This window comes from Bacillus sp. ISL-57 (genome assembly GCF_018613135.1).
GTDB classification, from domain to species: Bacteria; Bacillota; Bacilli; order Bacillales; family DSM-1321; genus Peribacillus; species Peribacillus frigoritolerans.
In genome coordinates this window covers 1-23,704 of record NZ_JAGGQV010000031.1, presented here as the reverse complement: position 1 = coordinate 23,704, position 23,704 = coordinate 1, and the positions used below count along the sequence as shown (strand labels likewise).

Below are 23,704 nucleotides of genomic sequence, written 5' to 3'. Positions count from 1 at the left end.
TGGAATTGAAAAATACCCATTAGAATTATGCTATAATAACTACCACATATGAGTGAAAAGAGGAAAAAATATGGCTGAAAAGCCTTATAAAACATCAAATGAACTTTTTCGAGGTGCGCTGATTTTGAGCGCTGCAGCGATTATCGTGAAAGTTTTGAGCGCGGCCTATCGCATACCATATCAGAACATTGCGGGTGACATCGGGTTTTATATCTATCAACAGGTTTATCCCTTCTACGGTGTTGCTTTTACATTATCGACAATCGGCTTTCCGGTAGTCATATCCAAACTTATTGCAGAACGGGAGTCTTCCAAAAATAACTTTGCGGTCAGGGACATATTGGTGACATCATTCATCGTCTTAAGTTCGATAAGTGTCATGATGTTTGCTGCACTATTCTTTGGCGCCGATTGGATTGCAGGATGGATGAAGGATCCGCATTTAGCCGGTCTGCTGAGAATCGTTGCCTATTCCTATTTATTAATGCCGATTTCTTCTGTATTAAGAGGCTATTTTCAAGGAATAAACGACATGTTACCGACGGCAAGTTCGCAGGTTGCTGAACAATGCATCCGTGTATTGACGATACTGGTCCTTTCCACCATATTCGTGCATCTTGGCTACTCTCCTTATGTTGTCGGCAAAGGGGCGGTCCTCGGTTCGGTAACCGGCGGCATAATTGGCCTGGTACTGCTTATTGCCTTCGTTATTTTAAGAGAAGAATGGAAGCTTTTTTTACGAATGAGAATCAAACCGGTGAATTTCATCAAAATTTCCAAAGTCCTGGTTCTCCAAGGGTTGGCCTTTTGCATTACTGGTTTGATCCTTATCTTGTTTCAGTTTGTCGATTCACTGCACTTGTATTCGCTGTTAAGGGAAACGGGGATGGGGGAAAGGGAAGCCAAAGAATGGAAAGGGGTATATGATCGAGGACAGCCGTTGCTTCAGCTAGGTACAGTCGTCGCTAATTCTTTTGCATTGGCGCTAGTACCTGTCATATCCGGATTCGTTCAGAGTAAAAGTCAACTTGAATTATTGAATAAGATCAAATTGTCGCTTCGTGTAAGTGCGACGATCGGGGCCGCTGCTGCGATCGGGCTGGTGGTGACGATGAAGCCTGTCAATCATATGCTGTTCACTGATGTTAAAGGGACGATTACTTTAGCAATTTTCTCTTTATCGATTTTATTCACATCCCTCATAATGGCGGAAGCGGCAGTGATTCAAAGTTTAGGTCATTCATTCGTGCCGGTGATCATCACGATTGTGGGGGTGGGCAGCAAGTGGGCTTTGAACCTTGTTCTGGTGCCACATTACAAAATCGCGGGAGCAGCCTCGGCAACAGTACTTGCATATTTGATCATGACGGTATTATTTTATGTGGTATTGAGAGTACATATCAAAAAAACATTAATAGAAAAGCGGCATGTGCTAATAATCCTGAAGAGTACGGTTTACATGGGTGCGGCGGTTGTTTTATTCAATTGTTTATTCGAATGGATGTCCTCAGGCGATAGCCGGTTGTTAGCTACAGTCCAAGCTTTGATCGGAGTAGGGATCGGTGCAGCCGTGTTTGTGATGACCGCCATTCGTGCAGGCTTATTTGGTGAAGAGGAACTTTCACTTATACCTGCAGGTTCAAAGCTTAAACGATTTATAATAACGAATAGGAGTATACGAAATCATGAATGAGATTACGATAATAGGCCTTGGTGCTGGGGATTTAGAGCAGCTTCCACTAGGGATTTATAAAAAATTGGTACAAATGGAACAATGCTACGTCAGAACGGCTGATCATCCGGTAATCGGGGATTTGAAAAGGGAAGGAATGAATTTCACGGCTTTTGACGGGATATATGAAAAGCACGACCAATTTGAAGCTGTATATGAAGAAATTGCCGAAACATTATTACACGAGGCTTCAAACCGTTCCGTTTTATACGCAGTTCCGGGGCATCCCATGGTTGCGGAAAAAACGGTACAGCTTTTGCTTGAAAAGGGTCCGGCTCTTGGAATAGCCATTAAGCTCGAGGGCGGGCAAAGTTTCCTTGACCCATTATTTCAGGCTGTTAGGATCGATCCAATTGAAGGATTTCAGCTATTGGATGGAACGGATCTTTCACCGGATGATTTACACATTACCCAGCATATGATAATCGGACAGGTGTATGACGCATTCAGTGCATCCGATGTGAAGCTGACTTTGATGGAAAAGCTACCGGATGACTACGAGGTATATATCGTAACTGCGGCAGGCAGCAGTCAGGAAAAAGTGACAAAGTGCGCCCTATTCGAACTCGACCGTCAGATGGAGTTAAGTAACTTGACGAGTGTTTATGTTCCGCCCGTTAAAGATGAAGCTTTACGATATAGGGAGTTTTCTAAGCTGCGGCGGGTCATCGCAGAACTTAGAGGTCCTGACGGATGTCCGTGGGATAAGAAACAAACTCATGAAAGCTTGAAGAAATATCTAATAGAAGAAGCATATGAGCTGATTGATTCCATCGATGAGGGTGACGATGAGGGTATGGTTGGTGAACTTGGGGATGTCCTGCTTCAGGTGATGCTTCATTCACAGATCGGTGAAGATGAGGGCATGTTCACGATAGATGATGTGATTGAGGGCATTACGGCAAAAATGATTCGGCGCCACCCACACGTATTCGGAGATGTTGAAGTGAACGGTGAAGAAGATGTATTGGTGAACTGGCAGAAAATCAAAGAAGATGAAAAGGGGGGCGAAACAAAAGCTCTGAATTCCATACTGGATGGTATTGAGAAATCGCTGCCTAACTTACTTCGGGCCGAAGAGTATCAAAAAAGGGCTGCGAAGGTTGGATTTGATTGGGATGAGGTTTCCGAAGCCTGGAAGAAAGTCAGGGAAGAAGTGCAGGAATTGGAAGAGGAAATAGTAAGTCCGAACAGGGATGTTGAAAGAATAAAATCAGAGCTGGGCGACCTCTTTTTTGCGCTTGTCAACATTTCACGTTATTATGACATACAAGCGGAAGAAGCCGTCTACAAAGCAAACCAGAAATTCCAACAGCGTTTTACATATATAGAAGAGTGTATTCAAAGGGCAGACAAAAAGTTTGAAGATTATACATTGGAAGAATTGGATTCATATTGGGATGAAGCAAAAGCTAAAGGACTTTAATTAAGGGAGAGATTTGAATGTCGATGAGATTGGATAAATTCCTAAAGGTTTCAAGGTTGATCAAGCGCCGCACACTTGCGAAAGAGGTTGCGGATAAAGGGAGAATCACGATTAACGGACAACAGGCCAAAGCAAGTTCGAATGTAAAAGATGGCGATGAGCTGACAGTCAGATTCGGTCAAAAGCTTGTTACGGTACGTGTCGATAAAATTCAAGAAACGACTAAAAAAGAAGCGGCTGCAGAAATGTATACCATCGTAAAGGAAGAAAAGCTAGCGGAGGAGTAAGGACAGGCTTGGTTCTAATTCCACTCTTACAGACATACACTTGTACAAAATCAGTGGTACTGTGAGGGATGATAAAATGAGCCAATATATTGATCCGAATGCTGGTTACACAAAGGGAACGACCCAAGAGCATGATGTAACGATGAAAGGCCGCCGTTTACTTGATATTACCGGTGTCAAACAAGTCGAAAGTTTTGATAATGAAGAGTTTCTGCTCGAAACGTCAATGGGATTCTTATCTATCCGGGGCCAAAACTTGCAAATGAAGAATTTGGATGTTGATAAAGGCATCGTTTCCATTAAGGGAAAGATTTTCGACCTTGTTTATTTAGATGAGCAATCAGGGGAGAAAGCTAAAGGATTCTTTGGCAAGTTGTTCAAATGACCTTAACGATCCAATTTTATACGTTGCTTGCGATGATAGGCATGGGCAGTGGCTTTGGAGCTGCCCTGGATACGTATAGCCGGTTCCTGAATCGTTCAGAAAGGAAAAGGTGGATTGTATTCATCCATGACTTCCTTTTCTGGATCATTCAGGGTCTCCTTATTTTTTATGTTTTGTTTTTAGTGAATGAGGGAGAGTTTCGCCTCTATTTATTTTTGGCCTTATTATGCGGTTTTTCAGCTTATCAAGCACTTTTCAAAGGATTATATCAACGTTTTTTGGAGTTTTTGATAATACTTGTGATAAAGTTGGCGAGATTTATAGCGAATTCGGTTCACATGATGATATTTCTACCGATAAAATGGGTAATAGTATCCATATTAGCCATCATCATCGGGATAGGTAAGTTCGTTTTGACCTTATTAAAATGGGCGGGGAAAATACTTCTCTTTATTTTGAATATATTCTGGAGACCATTAAAATGGATTCTGACTTATATATGGAATTTATTGCCGGTTTTTGTTACGAAAAACGTCGGGAAGTTTTATAATAAAGGAAAAGGGATTTTATTGAAAATAAAGAATTCTATATTTAGAACGATAAATGGATGGAAAAATAAAAAGAAATGAGGAGCGATAAAAAATGAGTAGCCTGCGTAAAAGGAAAGTGGCAAAAATGGAAAATCCCTACGTCGCTCAACAAGAGAAAAAAGTACAAACCGTAGAAAAAAAGAAGCGTGGTCTAATGCGTAGATTAACTCTTTACTCAGTTTTCGCCGCTGTCTTTTTGATTTTTGCCGTTTCCACCCTCATAACGCAAAATGTTGCACTGGATGAGAAAGTTCAGCAAAAGCAAGAATTGAAGGGAAAGTTAGCTGAATTGAAAAAAGACGAGACCCTTCTTAAAGAAGAAATCGTAAAGCTTAATGACGACGATTATATAGCAAAAATAGCAAGACGGGATTATTTCTTGTCTGAAAAAGGTGAAATCATTTTTACACTTCCAAAAGGGAAGGAAGATAGTGACTAATATTGACACTGTTTTTTTACTTTCGTTATAATATAGGGTGAAGAGATTTTTTTAACATTTCTAAGGAGGAACATTTTTTTTATGTCAATCGAAGTAGGCAGCAAGTTACAAGGTAAAGTAACAGGCATAACTAATTTTGGTGCATTTGTAGAGCTACCTCAAGGTTCAACCGGTCTTGTCCATATCAGTGAAGTGGCTGATAACTATGTCAAGGATATCAATGATCATTTAAAAGTGGGCGATACAGTTGAGGTGAAAGTCATCAACGTTAAAGATGGCAAGATTGGCTTGTCCATAAAAAAAGCGATAGACCGTCCTGAAGTTGAACAAAAACCTGCATACACACCACGTCCGCGCCAAGGTAGAGGGAATGACAGCCGTTCCAAAGACTTTCGCTCGAAAGGCAATGGTTTCCAACCGAAAGAAAACTTTGAGCAAAAAATGGCTAAATTCTTAAAAGATAGCGAAGACCGCTTAACGACCCTAAAACGTAGCACCGAAACGAAACGGGGAGGTCGAGGAGGAAGACGCGGATAAAACTGCTGCTGAAAAATAATAGTTTAGCAACTTTTCCTGTGAAATTATTCATAGTGTAGATAAAGGCAAGCTTGCCGGCTTGTCTTCTTTTATTATAGTACGACAAAGAAAGCGCCTCTGTTCACTTACTGATAAAAGTGTGCAGAGGCGCTTTTGATATTTGATGACCCGTACGGGATTCGAACCCGTGTTACCGCCGTGAAAGGGCGGTGTCTTAACCGCTTGACCAACGGGCCGTAAGTTTCATGTTGAAAGATAGCGGCAGAGGGGATCGAACCCCCGACCTCACGGGTATGAACCGTACGCTCTAGCCAGCTGAGCTACGCCGCCATAATGGTAAGTGCTACTGAAGCACAAGTTATATCTTACATTCGTAAAGAAAAAATGTCAACAAAAATATTAAAGTTTGTCGGTTTCCATTTCCTGATTATTTATTCGGGTTATTTTCCGCAAAAATAACCTAAAAACTTTGCTTTTCTTCAAAAAAAAAAGAACACCCGTTTCTGTATTGAAAAAAAAGGCACAAAAACCTGTATACAAATGATTATTCAAGAAGAATTTCGTCGAACGTTTTTCTTATCCGCTTATAAAATTCTGACAAAAAAATAGACAAGCCCTCTTTATAATAAAAATCACTAATACGAATGGGGTGTTGAAATGGAAAAAGTGGAAAGACCTATGATGGAACCTCTTGGAGATGTTCAGTTAAAAGAAGCGAAGGCAGGGGCCATCAATTGGATCCAACAACTGCAAATGAAGAGTGAAGACATATTCATAAAAAAAGGTATCTCTTTAGCAATCATCGGTTTTTTATTAGGAAGGGCTTTAATTCTTTCGCAGTTGGCACCATTTGGACTTCCGTTTTTCGCAGCCGTTTTTCTCATGAGACGTGATAGGGCTCCACTGGCGTTATTCGGATTGATTGCAGGTGGGCTGACCGTTCACTATTCGAATAGTTTAGTCATCTTTGCATCGGCGTTCCTGCTCCTGTTATTTCATAAGATCAAGAAGCCCGCCGTGGAAGGACAATTCAAGACGATGTCGATGTACGTATTCGCTTCACTATTCCTGGTCAACCTGGCCGAGCAATATCTGGTATTCCGAACGATTCAGCTGTACGACTTGATGATGATAGGAGTAGAGGCGGGACTCGCGATGATTTTAACTTTAATCTTCATACAGTCCATCCCGATGCTGACCGTTAGGACAAAGTCCCAATCATTAAAGACGGAGGAAATTGTCAGCATCATCATCTTACTGGCTTCGGTGATGACCGGAACCATCGGCTGGATGATATACGATTTATCACTCGACCATATATTCTCGCGATACTTGGTCCTCCTCTTCGGGCTGGCGGGAGGGGCCGCCATAGGCTCCACTGTAGGTGTAGTTACTGGATTGATATTCAGCTTGGCAAGTATTGCCAGTCTATATCAAATGAGCCTTCTCGCATTTTCAGGGCTTCTGGGCGGACTGTTGAAGGAGGGAAGGAAGATAGGGGTCGCTAGCGGCCTCTTGATTGCTACATTACTGATAGGTTTATATGGTGAGGGCACCAATAATATTATGGTGACCCTTTATGAATCACTTATAGCTGTGGCCCTATTTATATTGACACCGTCATCCATCATCAACAAAATAGCGAAACATATACCGGGAACAGTCGAGAATTCTGATGAACAGCAGCAGTATGCCCGAAAAGTGAGGGATGTCACCGCTCAAAGGGTGGAGCAATTCTCACATGTATTTGAGGCGCTCTCTAATAGCTTTTCCCAAGTGGATGAAAGGGGAAGATTGGAGGAAGATGAGAAAGAATTCGACTACTTCTTAAGTAATGTAACGGAAAAAACGTGCCAGCTTTGTTTTAAAAAGGAACAATGCTGGTCCAAGAACTTTAATACAACCTATGACGGCATGCAGGAAATTATGCTTCAATTAAGTGAAAATAATGGTCAGCTCCCCCAAAAAACTTCGAAAGAATGGGGGAAATATTGCAGTCGCGGGCCTCAGGTGATTGGGGCGATATCACAGGAGCTTACTTATTTTGAAGCTAACCAAAAACTAAAAAGGCAGGTGAAGGAAAGCCGGAAGCTAGTGGCGGATCAACTGCGGGGCGTTTCGGCAGTGATGGATGATTTTGCAAAAGAAATTCAAAGGGAAAGGAAGAATCATCATGTACATGAAGAATCCATTTTGGAAGCCATCCAGGATTTTGGCCTGCACATAGGCCATGTGGAAATATACAGTCTAGAACAAGGAAATGTTGATATAGAGATGAGTGTCCCATACTGCCAGGGCAGAGGGGAATGTGAAAAGTTGATTGCACCTATGCTTTCTGACATTTTAGGGGAAACGATAGTCGTTCATTCAGAAGAGTGTGCAACGTATCCAAGCGGGCAATGTGAGGTGATATTTAGGTCAGCAAAAAAATTCACGGTCGAAACGGGTGTGGCTCATGCTGCCAAGGGGGGAGGGCTTGTTTCAGGAGATAGTTTTACGACCATGGAAATTGGCTGCGGCAAATTCGCAATAGCCATTAGTGATGGAATGGGAAATGGGGAAAGGGCCCATTTTGAAAGTACAGAAACATTGAAGCTGCTACAAAAATTTTTACAATCGGGAATAGAAGAAAAAATAGCCATTAAATCCGTAAACTCCGTATTATCTCTACGCACTACCGATGAAATATTTTCGACTCTTGATTTGGCAATGATTGATCTTCAGGACGCAAGGGCTAAGTTTTTAAAGATCTGTTCGATACCGAGTTTCATTAAAAGGGGGGATAGGATAATAAAAATTGAATCAAGTAACCTCCCTATGGGGATCATCCAGGATTTTGATGTTGATGTAGTATCAGAAGAGCTGAAGGCAGGGGATATATTAATCATGATGAGCGATGGAGTGTTCGATGGCCCCTCACATGTCGAAAATATCGAGTTCTGGCTAAAACGAAAAATCAAGGAAATGGAAACTGACGATCCGCAGGAAATCTCTGATTTAATATTGGAAGAGGTCATCCGAACAAAAGGCATCATAGATGATGACATGACAGTGGTGACATCGAAAATTAAGCATAACACACCGAAATGGGCATCCATTCCCGTTTCCCCAAAACGCAAAAAGGCCCAGTAGGGGCCGTTTATATATAAAATAAATAAAACCCAAAATGAGGTGGTGTAAATGGAAGAAGGATAAAAGGTAAAGTGATGAACTCTTTTCAATCATTCCGCTCCATGATATGACTTGGTGTAATGTCTGTTGCGTATAATTTCCCCTTTTTTAGTCAATTATGGTAACAAGTTGATAGGAAGGGAGAGCAAAACATGAAAGCAGGAACATTAAGACAGATTTTGCTTATAACCGACGGATGTTCAAATCATGGTGAGGAGCCGTCTGCCATGGCTGAATTAGCAAGGGAACAAGGCATAACCATCAATGTCATAGGTGTAATGGAAAATGATGTGATAGATGAAAAGGGACTTAAGGAAATCGAGAAGATTGCTGGTTCAGGAGGTGGCGTAAGTCAAGTAGTCTATTCGCAGCAGTTGTCCCAAACCGTCCAGATGGTGACACAAAAGGCGATGACTCAAACGATACAGGGAGTTATCAATCGCGAGCTTCAACAAATACTCGGAGATTCAAAAACGATGGAGGATCTTCCGCCGGATAAACGGGGAGAAGTGATGGAGGTGGTCGATGAGCTTGGGGAAACAAGCAAGCTCGAAGTACTGATTCTTGTTGATACCAGTGCAAGCATGAAACATAAACTGCCTACAGTGAAAGATTCCTTATTAGATCTTTCCCTTAGTATGAATGCAAGGATGGGTGACAGCCGTTTTTCCGTATTCGTATTTCCTGGGAAAAGAAATGACGTTGAAAAGTTGCTGGATTGGACCCCGAACCTCGAAGCCTTGACGGCAACCTTTCCTAAGCTTAGTACAGGGGGACTCACTCCGACAGGTCCTGCCATTCGTGAAGCTTTAACTCATTTCAATAAAAAACGTTCATTGAGGGGATTGTTATCACATGATGATGAACAATACTTTGAGGAATCAATGTAAACTTCTTCCTGGCAGTATAGTCACTGGAAAATGGAATAAAAACCAGTACAAAATAATTAAGGAATTGGGGTGTGGAGCGAACGGGATCGTTTATTTGGTTGAAAGAGGAAATCGTCATTATGCTTTAAAGCTCAGTGATAATGGGACGTCCATTATTTCGGAGATGAATATCCTAAAATCCTTTTCAAAGGTCCAGGGGTCTACCCTTGGACCTTCATTTTTGGAAGCGGATGATTTCATGAAAACAGGAAAGCAGCTCCCTTTTTATGTCATGGAATATATCCATGGACAAGATTTTTTGCGTTTCATTGATAAGAAAGGGTCGTCATGGATTGGAGTCTTGATGCTTCAGCTTTTAACAAGCTTGTCTGCCTTGCATTCCAATGGCTGGGTGTTCGGTGATTTGAAACCAGAGAATTTGATCGTGACATCACCAGCCTATAAGGTACGGTGTGTGGATGTTGGCGGAACCACCTTGATCGGGCGGTCTGTTAAAGAATTTACTGAGTTCTTTGACAGGGGGTACTGGGGACTTGGATCAAGAAAGGCCGATCCGCAATATGACTTGTTCGCTGTGGCAATGATTGTAATCAATTCTGCCTATCCCGGACGTTTCCAGAAGAAAGGGGAGGGGTATAAACAGCTTAACGACTTAATTAAGCAGAAAAAGGAATTGCATCCATACAGGAAGATGTTGGATAAGGCGCTCCTCGGGCAGTATGATTCAGCCGTCCAAATGCGGGAGGATCTGGTAAAGGTGCTAAGTAAGCAAAATCATTCGAAGAAAAAGGGCCCGAACCAGACAGCGACGGGTCAGCAGCAAACCGCGCAACCTTCAACAAGACAAGCAAGAAGGTTCCAAAACCAATCAAAAAAGAAAAGCGGCGGTTTTTTTGAAACGTTTTTGCTGGTTGCCATCATATCGATGCTCTATGTTCTTTACATATATGAACAGTTGTTATGATATAGTTATTAGGTGAATGCCATGAAATGGTTGAAACCATTTCATGATTGAATCGTATAAAACTAATGCCTGTCCATAAAGAAGGAAGATTGTATGTTAAAGGAAAAAGTTCTGAGCACCATTTATAGAAACGAATTGATTAAGGAAAACTCGAAGTTGCTAATAGGCGTTTCCGGAGGACCGGACTCGCTGGTGCTTCTCCATATCCTTAAGGAAATTCAACCTCTTTTTCATTACGAGATGATCGTAGCAAGTGTTGACCATATGTTTCGTGGTGAAGAGTCCTATGGGGATTATAAATATGTCGAACACATTTGTGAACGGTGGGGCATTACATTTGAGGGAAAAAGGATCGATGTTCCTGCCCGGATGGAGCAGACGGGGGAAAGTTCACAAATAACGTCAAGAAAGCTGCGTTTTGCTTTCTATGAGGAAGTGATGGATAAGCATCAAGCCTCCACGCTTGTCCTGGGGCATCATGGAGATGATCAAATAGAAACGATGCTCATGCGTTTAACAAGAGGGGCGACAGGCAAGGCAAGAGCGGGTATTCCTATAAAGAGACGTTTTCATACAGGGAATCTGATCAGGCCTTTTCTTGAAATCACGAAAAGCCAAATAATCGAATATGCGGGCCTTCATGATATTGAACCAAGGTTTGATCCGAGCAATGAAACCGGCGTCTATGCAAGAAATCGTTTTAGGCATGAAGTTCTTCCTTTTCTAAAGAAAGAAAATAGAAAGGTTCATGAGCATTTTCAACGATTCAGTGAAGAGCTATATGAAGATGAAGAGTTTTTTTTGAACCTGGTTTCAAGCAAAATGTCCGAGGTTTGGATCCAGCAGGATAAAGATCAAGCGGTTATTCAGATTGATAAGGTTCTCGCGATGCCTAAACCTTTACAAAGAAGGGCGATTCAACTAATATTAAACTATCTTTATTTGGAGAGACCTTCATCGCTTTCGGCATTACATATTGACCAACTTTTAGTTTTGTTTTTGAATCCTCAACCATCTGCAGAATTGCATCTTCCGGAGGGCCTTATTGCGGAAAAATCATATCAAACTTGCATGTTTAGATTTTTTCGGCAAAAAAGCCGTGAATATTCCCTAAAATTACAAATTCCCGGTGAGACTATTCTTCCGAATGGATATAAGATTAAAGCGCACTATATAAAAGAAGAAATTCCGGTACTTAGGGGAAATCATTCTTTTATTCTTCCCGAATCAGCTGTTCAGTTTCCGCTTACAGCCCGAACCAGGAATGAAGGCGAACGGATGGCCGTCAAGGGATTAGGTGGAACTAAAAAGTTAAAGGATATTTTTATTAATGAAAAGATCCCGATGCTAGAAAGAAATGTGTGGCCGGTCATCATCGATCAAACGGGAACGGCGATTTGGCTGCCCGGTTTAAAGAAGTCAAATGTCGAGCCGGATATAATTTCTGATGAAAAATCTTTAATTTACTTAGAATATAAAAAAGCTTAATTCTTCATGGGGGGCAATTAATTACAATGACCATGCAAAACGACATTGAAAAAGTTTTAATATCAGAGGAAGAACTTCAATTGAAAATAAGGGAATTGGGTGCGCAGCTAGAAGCTGATTACCAAGGTAAGTTCCCGTTGGCCATCGGAGTGCTGAAAGGCGCCATGCCATTTATGTCAGATTTACTGAAACGCGTTGATACACATCTTGAAATGGACTTTATGGATGTTTCGAGCTATGGTAACTCCACTGTATCTTCCGGTGAAGTGAAAATCATCAAGGATCTTGATACATCGGTTGAAGGCCGGGATATTTTAATTATCGAAGATATTATCGACAGCGGTTTGACTCTTAGCTATCTTGCGGAACTTTTCCGTTATCGAAAAGCAAAATCAATTAAAATCGTTACCTTATTGGATAAACCAACAGGCAGGAAAGCGGATATCACTCCGGACTATGCCGGGTTCATCGTTCCAGATGCATTTGTTGTCGGATATGGTCTTGATTTTGCGGAAAAGTATCGCAATCTCCCGTATATTGGCATATTGAAGCCTGAAATTTACTCGAATTAATCGTACCTGTTTGAAAGAGAAGACCAGATAAAAACAGCGGTGTTAAATTATTGTAATTCATTAATTTTATATGATAGTATTTACTATAGTTTGTTTACCCGTGGGAGGAGGTAAGGGATGAATCGGATCTTCCGTAATACCATATTTTATTTACTGATCTTTTTGGTCATCATTGGGATTGTAAGCATTTTTAATAATAACAATGAACCAACGGAGAAAATGACCCAAGATGAATTCTATAAGCATTTGGAGAATGGGGACGTTACTGCACTGACGATGCAGCCCGAAAGCAGTGTATTTGAAATCACAGGAAAGCTCAAAGGTTATGAGGAAAACAAATTCTTTGTGACGTACGTGCCTTTCAGTGAATATTCGCAAAGTCGGATAAATGATGCCGTAACCAAGTTGGGTAAGGACATCATCACTGTGGAACCTCCAGAAAAGACAAGTGGCTGGGTGACATTTTTCACTTCCATCATTCCATTTGTAATCATTTTTATCCTCTTCTTCTTTTTACTTAACCAAGCTCAGGGCGGCGGTGGTGGCCGCGTCATGAACTTCGGGAAAAGTAAGGCGAAATTGTATAATGATGATAAGAAAAAAGTTCGCTTCAATGATGTTGCCGGAGCGGACGAAGAAAAGCAGGAACTTGTCGAGGTCGTTGAATTCTTGAAAGATCCTCGCAAATATGCCGAGCTTGGAGCCCGCATCCCTAAAGGGGTACTTTTAGTTGGGCCTCCTGGTACAGGTAAAACTTTACTTGCACGAGCAGTAGCTGGTGAAGCCGGAACTCCTTTCTTCTCAATCAGTGGTTCTGATTTTGTTGAAATGTTTGTGGGTGTCGGTGCATCCCGCGTTCGTGATTTGTTTGAAAATGCTAAGAAGAATGCACCATGTATCATCTTCATCGATGAAATTGATGCAGTCGGTCGTCAACGTGGCGCAGGTCTTGGTGGCGGTCACGATGAACGCGAACAGACATTGAACCAATTACTGGTGGAAATGGATGGTTTCGGTGGTAATGAAGGAATCATAATCATCGCTGCGACTAACCGTGCTGATGTATTGGATCCGGCATTATTGCGTCCGGGACGTTTTGACCGTCAAATAACGGTAGGCCGCCCTGATGTTAAGGGCCGTGAAGAAGTGCTGAAAGTGCATGCACGCAATAAACCATTGGCAGAAACAGTCGATTTGAAAGCGATCGCTCAGCGTACTCCAGGATTTTCTGGTGCAGATCTTGAAAACTTACTTAATGAAGCGGCGCTTGTTGCTGCCCGTCAAGATAAGAAGAAGATCGACATGTCCGATTTGGATGAAGCTTCGGATCGCGTTATCGCCGGACCTGCCAAGAAAAACCGTGTCATTTCCAAAAAGGAAAGAAATATCGTAGCGTGGCATGAAGCAGGACATACCATTATTGGGCTGGTTCTGGATGATGCCGAAATCGTTCATAAAGTTACGATTGTCCCTCGTGGTCAAGCTGGCGGTTATGCAGTTATGCTGCCGAAAGAAGATCGTTTCTTCATGACGGAACCTGAGCTAAAAGATAAAATCGTAGGACTATTGGGTGGCCGTGTAGCCGAAGAAGTTACATTCGGAGAAGTGAGTACCGGTGCGCATAACGACTTCCAGCGTGCAACGGGCATAGCTCGTAGCATGGTTATGGAATATGGAATGAGTAAGCTCGGACCGCTTCAATTCGGTAATTCTCAAGGTCAGGTCTTCCTAGGCCGCGATTTCAACAATGATCAAAACTATTCAGATGCAATAGCATATGAAATCGATCTTGAAATTCAACGTATCATCAAGGAAGCTTACGAAAGATGTAAGAAAATCCTTACTGAAAATCGTGAAAAACTTGATTTGGTTGCAAAAACCCTGCTTGAAGTGGAAACACTTGATGCGGAACAAATCAAAGGATTATTCCATAATGGTAAATTGCCAGATCGGGATTATACGGCTCTGAATGGGAATTTAACCACTGATGAGAATGTCAAGGTGAACATCAATAAGAAGAAGGAAGAAAAAGAGGCCCTATTAGATCCATTGGATAAAAGAGGACCTGAGGACCTTGAAATAACGGAGGAAGGACTGAATACCCCTCCAATCAAAGAAGGTGCACCTCAAGATCAGCCGCTTTCCTTCCCGAACGAAGATGACAATAAAAAGTCTTAAGTTGACTAAATTCAAAAGGGTATTTCCGCCTCGGAAATACCCTTTTCTTAACTCTTGTGATAAAGTTTTTGGGGTACCTTTCGAAAAGTGCGACTAATAGCGTGTGATATAGCAGTGTGTTATGATGTTGGAGAATAATTTACCGGAGTGATGAAACGATGATTTTTGTATTGGATGTTGGGAATACGAATACCGTATTAGGCGTATACGATGAAGATATTTTAAAATATCATTGGCGAATAGAGACTAACCGTCACAAGACAGAAGATGAGTATGGAATGGTCATAAAGTCTTTGCTGCAACATGAAGGTCTTTCGTTTGATCAATTTGATGGAATCATTATTTCTTCGGTAGTTCCGCCAATTATGTTTGCGCTTGAACGCATGTGCAAAAAATACTTTGGAATTAAACCGCTAATAGTTGGACCTGGAATAAAAACTGGATTGAATATTAAATACGAAAATCCCCGTGAGGTGGGAGCCGACCGAATCGTTAATGCGGTTGCAGGCATTCAGGAATATGGAAGCCCTCTCATCATCGTGGATTTTGGCACGGCAACGACATATTGCTACATAAATGAGGATAAACAATACATGGGCGGAGCCATTGCTCCTGGTATAAATATTTCTACTGAAGCACTTTATTCAAAAGCAGCCAAACTTCCAAGAATAGAAATCAGCCGGCCGGAAGGGATTATTGGGAAAAATACGGTCTCCGCCATGCAGTCTGGCATTTTGTATGGATATGTTGGTCAGGTAGAAGGAATCGTCAATCGAATTAAGGCGCAAAGTAATCTAGAACCAACGGTAATAGCGACAGGCGGACTGGCTACCTTAATTGCTAATGAGTCCACTGTGATTGACGTTGTGGAGCCATTTTTGACCTTGAAGGGGCTGCAGCTGATTTATAAACGTAATCGTGAGCAAGTAAAGAAGTAATACAAAGCTTGAAAGGAGCAAAATAAATGAAGGATTATCTAATAAAAGCGTTAGGCTATGAAGGCCAGGTGCGGGCATATGCTGTTTCAACAACAGACACCGTAGGAGAAGCGCAGCGACGCCATTATACATGGCCTACTGCATCTGCTGCCCTTGGACGCGCTATGACGGCAGGCGTTATGATGGGCGGAATGTTAAAAGGTGAAGAAAAGCTGACGATTAAAATCGAGGGTGGTGGACCGATTGGTTCCATCCTGGTCGACAGCAATGCAAAGGGAGAAGTCCGCGGATATGTCACTCACCCGCAAACCCACTTTGATTTGAATGAGCAGGGAAAGCTGGATGTAAGGAGAGCGGTGGGTACCGATGGGTTGCTGACTGTTGTCAAAGACATTGGTCTTCGTGATTACTTTTCGGGGCAAGTACCGCTTGTATCGGGAGAGTTAGGTGAAGATTTCACTTATTACTTTGTTACTTCCGAACAGGTGCCATCATCTGTTGGGGTTGGGGTTCTCGTGAATCCGGATAATTCAATCCTTGCAGCGGGTGGATTTATCATTCAGTTGATGCCGGGTACATCCGAAGATACGATTTCCAAAATTGAAAATCGACTAAGCACGATAACTCCTGTTTCCAAGATGATTCAAAGTGGAATGACTCCTGAAGAAATCCTAACCGAAATTTTAGGTGAGGGCAATGTGAATATACTAGAAAAAATGGATGTCCAATTCTCCTGTCAATGTTCCAGGGAGAGAATTGCCACTGCATTGATTAGCCTTGGGCAGGCCGAGATCCGGGATATCATTGAGACAGACGGACAAGCGGAGGCGCATTGTCATTTTTGTAATCAGACCTACCAATTCTCGAAGGAAGAACTCGAGGAACTGGAAGCGGAAACCAAAAAATAATTTACGGGGGATAAGGGTTTGCCAAAACAAAAGCTTCGGGCGATTATTGCTGGCCTTGCCTTGTTGAACCTATTGACTATCATTATCTTTGTCATAAAACCACTAATCATTTCAAAATCCGTCATTGGGGAAGAAACGGCCGCAAAGGTTGGATCCAAGGATATTTCCCGGGAAGCATGGATTAATGAGCTCGAAAAAAGATATGGGGAAGATGTACTTGAGGATATGGTCGATAAAGAGGTAGTGAAACAGGCAGCTGAAAAATACAAAGTGAAGACTTCGGATGAAGAGCTTGATCGGGAACTTAAAATGATGAAAACGATGTATGGGACTACCGGTCAGAACCTTAATAAAAGTAACGATCAGCTGAGGCAGGAAATTCAGTCGAGTCTCCTTCTCGAGAAGCTCCTCACCAAGGACGTTTCGGTTTCCGAAACGGCAATGCGGAGTCATTATGATAATAATAAGGATATCTACAGAATCCCTACTGCTTTCCATATTTCCCATATCACCACTTCTACAAAAAAGCAGGCAGACCAAGTCATACGTGAACTGGAGAAAGGTGTCTCCTTTGATGTCTTGGCAATGGAAAAGTCGCTTGATGAATTCACTGCCAATCAAGGGGGCGACATGGGTTATATATCACAGGATAACGAGCAAGTATCCAAGGAATACATTACCGCTGCCGAGAAATTGAAGGTGAAAAAGTGGAGTGATGCAATCCAAACGGAGGATGGCTGGGCCGTTCTCTACCTGCATGAAAGAATAGAGGGTAAGCAATATGAATATGAAGAAGTTAAAGACAAGATTCACCGCCAAATAGCTCTTGAACAGATTCAGGCACCGGTCTCAGGGAAAATTTTCTGGGACGAATTTGATGTAGAATGGTTTTATGGATTGAAGGAAGAAAAGTAGGTCAATGGTTGTGTGAGAAAATTTAGAATATAGTATATAATTATTGACAATGAACTATTAAAACTGGTAACTTTAAAATTATAAAACCAATAAACATACTCGGTATTGAAATGATAAGGGAGTGGAGAAAATGGCACGTATAGCTAATTCTGTAATCGATTTAATTGGACAAACACCTATTGTTAAGTTAAACAAGCTTCAAAATGAAAACAGTGCAGATATTTATTTGAAACTTGAGTATTTTAACCCAGGCAGCAGTGTAAAGGACCGTATCGCCCTTGCGATGATCGAAGCGGCAGAAAAAAATGGTACCCTTAAGCCAGGTGATACGATCATTGAACCTACAAGCGGAAATACTGGAATAGGCCTGGCGATGGTAGCTGCGGCAAAGGGCTATAAATCAATTCTGGTTATGCCGGAGACGATGAGCTTGGAACGCCGTAACTTGCTTCGCGCTTATGGAGCAGAGTTAGTTCTTACTCCTGGGCCTGAAGGAATGAAGGGTGCAATCGCAAAGGCGACTGAGCTTTCTAAAGAAAAAGGTTACTTCATTCCACAGCAATTCGAAAACGAAGCCAACCCTGAAGTACATCGGAACACAACAGGTCCTGAAATCGTTGAAGCCTTTGGAGATGAAGGCCTGGATGCATTCGTTGCCGGAATCGGTACTGGCGGAACCATTACAGGTGCCGGTGAAGTCCTGCGTGAGAAATTCCCTGACATTAAAATTTACGCTGTTGAACCTGCGGATTCCCCAGTATTATCGGGAGGGACTCCAGGACCTCATAAAATCCAAGGAATCGGGGCAGGCTTCATTCCAACTATATTGAATACAGATCTCTATGACGAAATCATTCAAGTCAATACAGAGGAATCTTTTGATTATGCACGCCGCGCAGCAAAAGAAGAAGGAATCCTTGGCGGAATTTCTTCTGGAGGTGCAATCGCAGCTGCCATTAAAGTGGCTGACAAACTGGGAAAAGGCAAAAAGGTACTTGCCATCATACCAAGTAATGGTGAACGCTACTTAAGTACGCCATTATATAATTTTGAGTAAGACAAGACGCTAAAAATGAGAAGCGAAGTTCCTTAGGGGCTTTGCTTTTCTTTTTGCAGTAATGTCAGCAGAAGTGTTCCGAATCTTCCTGGAGCTTGCACTATGCCTGTGTAAATGGGTAAACTCGTATATATAGATTTCTTTAAGTGAAGGAGAACGTTGGATGTCATTAGCTGGAGCGTCAAAAATAAAATGCGGTTCATTTGATTTGGATTACAGCAATAAAACCTTAATTATGGGGATTTTGAATGTTACGCCGGACTCCTTTTCGGATGGCGGGAAATATAATCGGATAGATGCTGCTTTGAAGCATGCCGAACGGATGGTCAACGATGGAGCGGATATATTGGATGTAGGCGGAGAGTCCACCCGACCTAATTATGAGAGGATATCGGAGGAAGAGGAAATAGAGAGAGTCGCCCCGATTATAGAGGCCATAACCCGTAATATTGAGGTTCCAATATCGGTCGATACGTATAAATCAAGAGTGGCGGAAGCGGCGGTAAAAGCAGGAGCCCATATATTAAATGACATATGGGGAGGTAAAGCCGATTCCTTGATGTCGAAGGTAGCTGCGGAATATAATGTGCCGATCATCTTGATGCATAACAGGGGTAATATGGAATATGGACATTTTGTTCGGGATGTACTTCAAGATTTATTCGAAAGCATCATGTTGGTGAAGGATGCAGGTGTCAAGGATGAAAACATCATACTCGATCCAGGAATTGGCTTTGCGAAAGATTTAAAGTTGAATTTAGAAATGATGAGGAATCTTGATAAGCTGGTATCGTTAGGTTATCCAGTTCTGTTAGCCACATCAAGAAAGTCCATGATTGGACATGTTCTGGACCTGCCGCCTGGTGAGCGAATGGAAGGAACGGCCGCCACAATCTGTCATGGCATTCAACAAGGCTGTCAAATGGTTCGCGTACATGATGTGAAGGAAATGGCACGGACTGCAAAGATGATGGATGCTCTATTAGGAAAAGGTGAATGATATGGATAAGATATATGTGAATAAAATGGAGTTTTACGGTTATCATGGAGTTTTTCCGGAAGAAACGAAGCTTGGTCAGCGATTTAAAGTGGATTTAATCGTCCAGACTGATTTAGCCAAGGCGGGAAAGAGTGACAACCTTGAAGACTCAATCAACTATGGCGAGTTATATGAAGTGTGTAAAAATGTTGTTGAGGGAGAGCCTTTTAAGTTAGTGGAAGCTGTCGCTGAAAAAATCGCCTCTGAACTGCTTAATAAATATTCTTCCATCGAGACATGCACCGTCAAGGTTTATAAACCAGATCCTCCAATAGCAGGTCACTATGATTCGGTTGCTATAGAGATTGTAAGGGGACGCTGATTGTGAGAAATATTGCTTACCTTTCAATAGGGTCGAACTTAGGTGATCGCCTTGAAACATTCCGAAAGGCTTTCCAATTATTGTCTGAAAGCCCGCATATCAAATTGGTGTCATGCTCCTCTTTATATGAAACGGACCCGATAGGATATGAAGACCAGGACTGTTTTTTAAACGCTGTCCTTAAAGTGAGAACCGATTTAGAACCCGAACAATTACTTCAGGCTTGTATGAAAATTGAACAGGATTTAGGGAGAAAAAGGGAAATCAGGTGGGGTCCTCGTACTTTAGACCTTGACATTTTGTTATATAATCATGAAAATATTGAGACAGAGACTCTTTCAGTCCCGCACCCTCGTATGCACGAGAGGGCTTTTGTTATCGTGCCTTTAATGGAAGTGGACCCAGATATATCACTTCCGCAAATGCATGCACCTTTGAGCGACCTGCTTGAACAGATTTCGGATAAAGAAGGAGTTCGATTATGGAAGGTGAAAAATGGGGAAGGCGTATTCGCGCTTTTCGAAAGTTAAAGGGTTATACCCAGGAAGGATTTGCGAGGGAAATAGGTGTATCCGTTTCCTTGCTGGGAGAAGTTGAACGAGGGAACCGTAACCCTTCAGAAGCATTTTTACTGGAAGTGGCGGAAATTCTTCATATTTCCATTGAGGAGCTTCAGCCACCTGAGGAAAAATGAAAGAATGTTATAGGGGGCCACAAAGTGTTAAGAATAGGCGATATAGAAATGAAGAACCAGGTAGTGCTGGCACCGATGGCGGGAGTCTGTAACTCGGCATTCCGCTTGACCGTCAAGGAATTTGGTGCTGGTCTTGTTTGTGCGGAGATGGTCAGTGACAAGGGAATCGTTCTTAAAAATGCTAGAACGATGAATATGCTTTATATAGATGAAAGAGAAAAGCCGTTAAGTTTGCAAATCTTTGGCGGTGAAAAGAAGAATTTGGTCGAAGCTGCGCAATTTGTAGATAAAAATACAACTGCTGACATCATCGATATCAACATGGGCTGCCCTGTCCCTAAAATCACTAAATGTGATGCGGGTGCGAAGTGGCTTCTCGATCCGAACAAAATTTATGAGATGGTTTCAGCGGTGGTTGATGCTGTTGAAAAGCCGGTAACTGTAAAAATGCGCATAGGATGGGATGATGAACACGTTTTTGCGATTCAAAATGCTCAGGCTGTTGAACGCGCAGGTGGTAAAGCTGTTTCCATGCATGGCAGAACACGTGTTCAAATGTATGAAGGAAAAGCTAACTGGGACATTATCCGTGAAGTGAAGAAATCGATTAATATTCCCCTAATCGGTAATGGTGATGTGGAAACTCCACAGGATGCGGAAAGAATGCTGAAGGAAACGGGTGTTGATGGAGTCATGATCGGCCGTGCAGCTCTAGGTAACCCGTGGATGATTTACCGGACTGTAAAATATCTTGAAACCGGTCAACTGATGGATGAGCCTTCAGTTCGTGAAAAGATGGATGTTTGCGTGCTTCATATGGATCGTCTGATTGCGTTGAAAAATGAAAATGTCGCCGTTCGCGAAATGCGTAAGCATGCTTCTTGGTATTTAAAGGGTGTTAAAGGGAACGCTAAGGCTCGCAAAGGAATTAATGATTGTGAAACAAGAGAAGATGTTGTTACGCTTCTTTATGGACTTGTTGATGAAGTTGAAGCAAAGGAACAAAACCTCCAAATGGTCTGATGTTTGACATCACCTTCCTATTTTCCTATAATACGCTTATCTTAAACTGCCAGTAATCCTGGCAGTTTTTATATGTACATAAACAATGTTTTATGATAAAAAGCTGTTGAAATCCTTAACTTTATGTAAGAATAAATATGTATGCAAAAGAATTTCTGATTAATTATATAAAGCATTTATTAATAAAGATGGAGATGATTTTCGTGAGTCATGAAGAATTGAATGACCAACTGCAGGTAAGGCGCGATAAAATGCAGGCCATGATGGATAATGGACAAGACCCTTTTGGGAGCAGATTCGAGCGCACGCATAACACTCAAGAAATAATCAGTGCTTATGGTGAAGTAGAAAAGGAAGAACTTGAAGAAAAAGAAATTGAAGTTACGATCGCTGGCCGTGTCATGACGAAGCGTGGAAAAGGGAAAGCGGGATTTGCCCATATCCAGGATATTAGCGGTCAAATCCAAATCTACGTCCGTTTGGATAACATCGGTGAAGATTCTTACCAAATTTTCAATCAAACGGATCTTGGCGACATCGTAGGAGTAACAGGCGTTATTTTCAAAACCAAAGTCGGGGAACTTTCCATTAAAGCTAAAGAATATGTTTTCCTTGCTAAAGCGCTTCGCCCGTTGCCTGATAAATTTCATGGCCTAAAGGATGTTGAAGAGCGTTACCGGAAACGATATGTCGATTTAATTACAAATGAAGAAAGCAAAAATACGTTGATCATGCGCAGTCGCATTGTACAAGCCATGAGAAGGTATTTGGATGATCATGGATACCTTGAAGTGGAGACGCCGCTATTGCACTCTGTTGCTGGTGGAGCAGCTGCACGGCCTTTCCTTACTCACCATAATGCTTTGGATATGCCTTTGAATTTAAGGATTGCCATTGAACTTCATCTAAAACGCTTGATCGTTGGCGGATTGGAGAAAGTTTATGAAATTGGCCGGGTTTTCAGAAATGAAGGGGTATCCACAAGGCACAACCCTGAATTCACATTGATTGAATTATACGAAGCTTATGCGGATTACCAAGATATCATGAGTTTAACGGAAAATCTGATTGCCCATATTGCTCAGGAAGTTCTGGGCACGACTACCATCCAGTATGGGGAGTATGAGATAGAGTTAAAACCGGAATGGAAACGACTTCACATGGTTGACGCTGTAAAAGAATATACCGGTGTGGACTTCTGGACTGAAATGAGTAAAGAAGAAGCCCAGCAGCTTGCTAAAGAAAATGGGATTGAAATTAAGGAATCCATGGAGTTTGGCCATATCGTAAATGAATTCTTTGAACAAAAGGTGGAAGATAAGTTAATTCAACCTACATTCATCTATGGACATCCAGTGGAAATCTCTCCTTTAGCAAAGAGAAATCCGGAAGATTCCCGTTTCACAGATCGTTTTGAGTTATTCATTGTAGGTAGGGAGCATGCAAATGCGTTCACTGAACTTAATGACCCGATTGATCAACGTCAACGCTTTGAAGCTCAATTGAAAGAACGAGAGCAAGGTAATGATGAAGCTCATGAAATGGATGAAGATTTCTTGGAGGCGTTAGAGTACGGAATGCCGCCTACTGGAGGACTGGGAATTGGTGTTGACCGTTTGGTTATGCTATTGACTAATTCTCCTTCCATACGTGACGTCCTGTTATTCCCTTTAATGAGACATCGCTAATATAATAAAATGAGTTTTGATTGCATGGCCGAATTCGGATGGCTGGGATCATTGGGGCAACTCCTGATCCTAGTAAGTCCGATTCGGTTTTTGTTTTTTTATTATAATTTCATATCTTTGATTTAGTTTGAATTCTAGGGTTTGAAAGAAAAACAACATTATCGCAAAAAAACTTTATAAAAGGTATTGCACAGTTAACGTAATGGTGTTATATTTATATCTGTCGTTACGAACGAGTTGCAAACAGATTACAAACTTTAAAAAGTTTTTAAAAAAGTTGTTGACTCCGAGTAATGAAAATGTTATTATAAATAAGCTGTTCCGAAAGACATTGCTCTTTGAAAACTGAACAAAACAAAGCGCCAACGTTAAATTTTAAGTGAGCACACACTATCAAAAAAGCAAATGAGCAAGTCAAACATTTCTTCGGAGAGTTTGATCCTGGCTCAGGACGAACGCTT

At 41.8% G+C, this 23,704-nt stretch carries 23 protein-coding genes and 2 tRNA genes; 23 read left to right on the top strand and 2 right to left on the bottom strand.

Going from position 1 to position 23,704, the window contains the following annotated elements; all coding sequences use genetic code 11:
- The first annotated feature begins 70 nt into the window (after positions 1 to 70).
- The 7 genes from J7I90_RS25055 to J7I90_RS25025 all read left to right on the top strand — a co-directional run bounded on the left by J7I90_RS25055 (position 71) and on the right by J7I90_RS25025 (position 5,396).
- A complete protein-coding gene (locus tag J7I90_RS25055; RefSeq protein WP_214774348.1) occupies positions 71 to 1,693 on the top strand; it encodes a putative polysaccharide biosynthesis protein in 1,623 nt (540 codons plus the stop codon).
- Positions 1,686 to 3,158: a bifunctional methyltransferase/pyrophosphohydrolase YabN gene (gene yabN / locus J7I90_RS25050; protein ID WP_214774347.1), complete on the top strand. Its 1,473-nt coding sequence runs from the start codon at positions 1,686 to 1,688 to the stop codon at positions 3,156 to 3,158. Before J7I90_RS25055 ends, yabN begins: the two co-directional genes overlap by 8 nt.
- A 23-nt stretch (positions 3,159 to 3,181) precedes the next feature.
- Entirely contained in the window at positions 3,182 to 3,445 is a 264-nt protein-coding gene (locus J7I90_RS25045; RefSeq protein WP_057915395.1) for an RNA-binding S4 domain-containing protein, read from the top strand.
- Positions 3,446 to 3,521: 76 nt separating this feature from the next.
- Positions 3,522 to 3,830 carry a sporulation protein YabP gene (yabP, locus tag J7I90_RS25040; protein ID WP_034316308.1) on the top strand — a complete coding sequence of 103 codons (309 nt, stop codon included), beginning with the start codon at positions 3,522 to 3,524 and terminating at the stop codon, positions 3,828 to 3,830.
- Complete coding sequence (yabQ, locus tag J7I90_RS25035) at positions 3,827 to 4,459, top strand: spore cortex biosynthesis protein YabQ (protein ID WP_214774346.1); 633 nt, start codon at positions 3,827 to 3,829, stop codon at positions 4,457 to 4,459. The genes yabP and yabQ overlap by 4 nt, the downstream gene beginning before the upstream one ends.
- A gap of 13 nt (positions 4,460 to 4,472) precedes the next feature.
- On the top strand, positions 4,473 to 4,859 hold the full coding sequence (locus J7I90_RS25030; protein ID WP_214774345.1) for an FtsB family cell division protein: 387 nt from the start codon (positions 4,473 to 4,475) through the stop codon (positions 4,857 to 4,859).
- Positions 4,860 to 4,940: 81 nt separating this feature from the next.
- The gene (locus J7I90_RS25025) at positions 4,941 to 5,396 is read left to right on the top strand and encodes a S1 domain-containing RNA-binding protein (RefSeq protein ID WP_034316303.1); all 456 of its coding nucleotides are present in this window, start codon (positions 4,941 to 4,943) and stop codon (positions 5,394 to 5,396) included.
- A 164-nt stretch (positions 5,397 to 5,560) separates the two neighbouring features.
- On the opposite strand, the gene J7I90_RS25020 is transcribed toward J7I90_RS25025, so the two are convergent.
- Positions 5,561 to 5,632: transfer RNA gene (locus tag J7I90_RS25020), tRNA-Glu, on the bottom strand.
- A 20-nt stretch (positions 5,633 to 5,652) separates the two neighbouring features.
- Positions 5,653 to 5,726, bottom strand: a tRNA-Met gene (locus tag J7I90_RS25015).
- A gap of 327 nt (positions 5,727 to 6,053) precedes the next feature.
- Here J7I90_RS25015 and spoIIE point away from each other — a divergent pair.
- The 16 genes from spoIIE (at position 6,054) to lysS (ending at position 23,243) form a co-directional block, all read left to right on the top strand.
- Complete coding sequence (gene spoIIE, locus J7I90_RS25010; protein ID WP_034316302.1) at positions 6,054 to 8,528, top strand: stage II sporulation protein E; 2,475 nt, start codon at positions 6,054 to 6,056, stop codon at positions 8,526 to 8,528.
- Positions 8,529 to 8,719: 191 nt separating this feature from the next.
- Entirely contained in the window at positions 8,720 to 9,457 is a 738-nt protein-coding gene (locus tag J7I90_RS25005) for a VWA domain-containing protein (RefSeq protein ID WP_034316300.1), read from the top strand.
- Positions 9,426 to 10,421, top strand: a complete 996-nt coding sequence (locus J7I90_RS25000) for a protein kinase domain-containing protein (protein WP_214774393.1) — start codon at positions 9,426 to 9,428, stop codon at positions 10,419 to 10,421. The genes J7I90_RS25005 and J7I90_RS25000 overlap by 32 nt, the downstream gene beginning before the upstream one ends.
- A 93-nt stretch (positions 10,422 to 10,514) precedes the next feature.
- Positions 10,515 to 11,909 carry a tRNA lysidine(34) synthetase TilS gene (gene tilS, locus J7I90_RS24995; RefSeq protein WP_214774344.1) on the top strand — a complete coding sequence of 465 codons (1,395 nt, stop codon included), beginning with the start codon at positions 10,515 to 10,517 and terminating at the stop codon, positions 11,907 to 11,909.
- Positions 11,910 to 11,941: 32 nt separating this feature from the next.
- Positions 11,942 to 12,481: a hypoxanthine phosphoribosyltransferase gene (hpt, locus tag J7I90_RS24990; RefSeq protein WP_214774391.1), complete on the top strand. Its 540-nt coding sequence runs from the start codon at positions 11,942 to 11,944 to the stop codon at positions 12,479 to 12,481.
- Positions 12,482 to 12,598: 117 nt separating this feature from the next.
- On the top strand, positions 12,599 to 14,659 hold the full coding sequence (gene ftsH, locus J7I90_RS24985) for an ATP-dependent zinc metalloprotease FtsH (protein WP_082854481.1): 2,061 nt from the start codon (positions 12,599 to 12,601) through the stop codon (positions 14,657 to 14,659).
- A gap of 158 nt (positions 14,660 to 14,817) precedes the next feature.
- Positions 14,818 to 15,597, top strand: coding sequence for a type III pantothenate kinase (locus tag J7I90_RS24980; RefSeq protein ID WP_214774343.1), 780 nt, complete (start codon positions 14,818 to 14,820; stop codon positions 15,595 to 15,597).
- 26 nt (positions 15,598 to 15,623) lie between these two features.
- Positions 15,624 to 16,505 carry an Hsp33 family molecular chaperone HslO gene (hslO, locus tag J7I90_RS24975; protein WP_214774341.1) on the top strand — a complete coding sequence of 294 codons (882 nt, stop codon included), beginning with the start codon at positions 15,624 to 15,626 and terminating at the stop codon, positions 16,503 to 16,505.
- An 18-nt stretch (positions 16,506 to 16,523) separates the two neighbouring features.
- Complete coding sequence (locus tag J7I90_RS24970) at positions 16,524 to 17,420, top strand: peptidyl-prolyl cis-trans isomerase (RefSeq protein WP_214774340.1); 897 nt, start codon at positions 16,524 to 16,526, stop codon at positions 17,418 to 17,420.
- A 130-nt stretch (positions 17,421 to 17,550) separates the two neighbouring features.
- Entirely contained in the window at positions 17,551 to 18,477 is a 927-nt protein-coding gene (gene cysK / locus J7I90_RS24965) for a cysteine synthase A (protein ID WP_034316291.1), read from the top strand.
- A gap of 163 nt (positions 18,478 to 18,640) precedes the next feature.
- Complete coding sequence (gene folP / locus J7I90_RS24960) at positions 18,641 to 19,477, top strand: dihydropteroate synthase (RefSeq protein WP_214774339.1); 837 nt, start codon at positions 18,641 to 18,643, stop codon at positions 19,475 to 19,477.
- A 1-nt stretch (position 19,478) separates the two neighbouring features.
- The gene (gene folB, locus J7I90_RS24955) at positions 19,479 to 19,838 is read left to right on the top strand and encodes a dihydroneopterin aldolase (RefSeq protein WP_034316287.1); all 360 of its coding nucleotides are present in this window, start codon (positions 19,479 to 19,481) and stop codon (positions 19,836 to 19,838) included.
- A gap of 2 nt (positions 19,839 to 19,840) precedes the next feature.
- Positions 19,841 to 20,368, top strand: coding sequence for a 2-amino-4-hydroxy-6-hydroxymethyldihydropteridine diphosphokinase (folK, locus tag J7I90_RS24950; RefSeq protein WP_214774338.1), 528 nt, complete (start codon positions 19,841 to 19,843; stop codon positions 20,366 to 20,368).
- Positions 20,320 to 20,532, top strand: a complete 213-nt coding sequence (locus tag J7I90_RS24945; RefSeq protein ID WP_095394493.1) for a helix-turn-helix domain-containing protein — start codon at positions 20,320 to 20,322, stop codon at positions 20,530 to 20,532. The genes folK and J7I90_RS24945 overlap by 49 nt, the downstream gene beginning before the upstream one ends.
- 24 nt (positions 20,533 to 20,556) lie before the next feature.
- Complete coding sequence (gene dusB / locus J7I90_RS24940; RefSeq protein ID WP_214774337.1) at positions 20,557 to 21,555, top strand: tRNA dihydrouridine synthase DusB; 999 nt, start codon at positions 20,557 to 20,559, stop codon at positions 21,553 to 21,555.
- Between the two features lie 188 nt (positions 21,556 to 21,743).
- On the top strand, positions 21,744 to 23,243 hold the full coding sequence (gene lysS / locus J7I90_RS24935) for a lysine--tRNA ligase (RefSeq protein ID WP_214774336.1): 1,500 nt from the start codon (positions 21,744 to 21,746) through the stop codon (positions 23,241 to 23,243).
- Positions 23,244 to 23,704 lie beyond the last annotated feature (461 nt).

Excerpts from the sequence above, each read along its gene's own strand:
- J7I90_RS25055 (WP_214774348.1), top strand. The coding sequence starts at position 71 with ATGGCTGAAAAGCCTTATAAAACATCAAATGAACTTTTTCGAGGTGCG.
- yabN (WP_214774347.1), top strand. The coding sequence starts at position 1,686 with ATGAATGAGATTACGATAATAGGCCTTGGTGCTGGGGATTTAGAGCAG.
- J7I90_RS25045 (WP_057915395.1), top strand. The coding sequence starts at position 3,182 with ATGAGATTGGATAAATTCCTAAAGGTTTCAAGGTTGATCAAGCGCCGC.
- yabP (WP_034316308.1), top strand. The coding sequence starts at position 3,522 with ATGAGCCAATATATTGATCCGAATGCTGGTTACACAAAGGGAACGACC.
- yabQ (WP_214774346.1), top strand. The coding sequence starts at position 3,827 with ATGACCTTAACGATCCAATTTTATACGTTGCTTGCGATGATAGGCATG.
- J7I90_RS25030 (WP_214774345.1), top strand. The coding sequence starts at position 4,473 with ATGAGTAGCCTGCGTAAAAGGAAAGTGGCAAAAATGGAAAATCCCTAC.
- J7I90_RS25025 (WP_034316303.1), top strand. The coding sequence starts at position 4,941 with ATGTCAATCGAAGTAGGCAGCAAGTTACAAGGTAAAGTAACAGGCATA.
- spoIIE (WP_034316302.1), top strand. The coding sequence starts at position 6,054 with ATGGAAAAAGTGGAAAGACCTATGATGGAACCTCTTGGAGATGTTCAG.
- J7I90_RS25005 (WP_034316300.1), top strand. The coding sequence starts at position 8,720 with ATGAAAGCAGGAACATTAAGACAGATTTTGCTTATAACCGACGGATGT.
- J7I90_RS25000 (WP_214774393.1), top strand. The coding sequence starts at position 9,426 with ATGATGAACAATACTTTGAGGAATCAATGTAAACTTCTTCCTGGCAGT.
- tilS (WP_214774344.1), top strand. The coding sequence starts at position 10,515 with ATGTTAAAGGAAAAAGTTCTGAGCACCATTTATAGAAACGAATTGATT.
- hpt (WP_214774391.1), top strand. The coding sequence starts at position 11,942 with ATGCAAAACGACATTGAAAAAGTTTTAATATCAGAGGAAGAACTTCAA.
- ftsH (WP_082854481.1), top strand. The coding sequence starts at position 12,599 with ATGAATCGGATCTTCCGTAATACCATATTTTATTTACTGATCTTTTTG.
- J7I90_RS24980 (WP_214774343.1), top strand. The coding sequence starts at position 14,818 with ATGATTTTTGTATTGGATGTTGGGAATACGAATACCGTATTAGGCGTA.
- hslO (WP_214774341.1), top strand. The coding sequence starts at position 15,624 with ATGAAGGATTATCTAATAAAAGCGTTAGGCTATGAAGGCCAGGTGCGG.
- cysK (WP_034316291.1), top strand. The coding sequence starts at position 17,551 with ATGGCACGTATAGCTAATTCTGTAATCGATTTAATTGGACAAACACCT.
- folP (WP_214774339.1), top strand. The coding sequence starts at position 18,641 with ATGTCATTAGCTGGAGCGTCAAAAATAAAATGCGGTTCATTTGATTTG.
- folB (WP_034316287.1), top strand. The coding sequence starts at position 19,479 with ATGGATAAGATATATGTGAATAAAATGGAGTTTTACGGTTATCATGGA.
- J7I90_RS24945 (WP_095394493.1), top strand. The coding sequence starts at position 20,320 with ATGGAAGGTGAAAAATGGGGAAGGCGTATTCGCGCTTTTCGAAAGTTA.
- lysS (WP_214774336.1), top strand. The coding sequence starts at position 21,744 with ATGGAGATGATTTTCGTGAGTCATGAAGAATTGAATGACCAACTGCAG.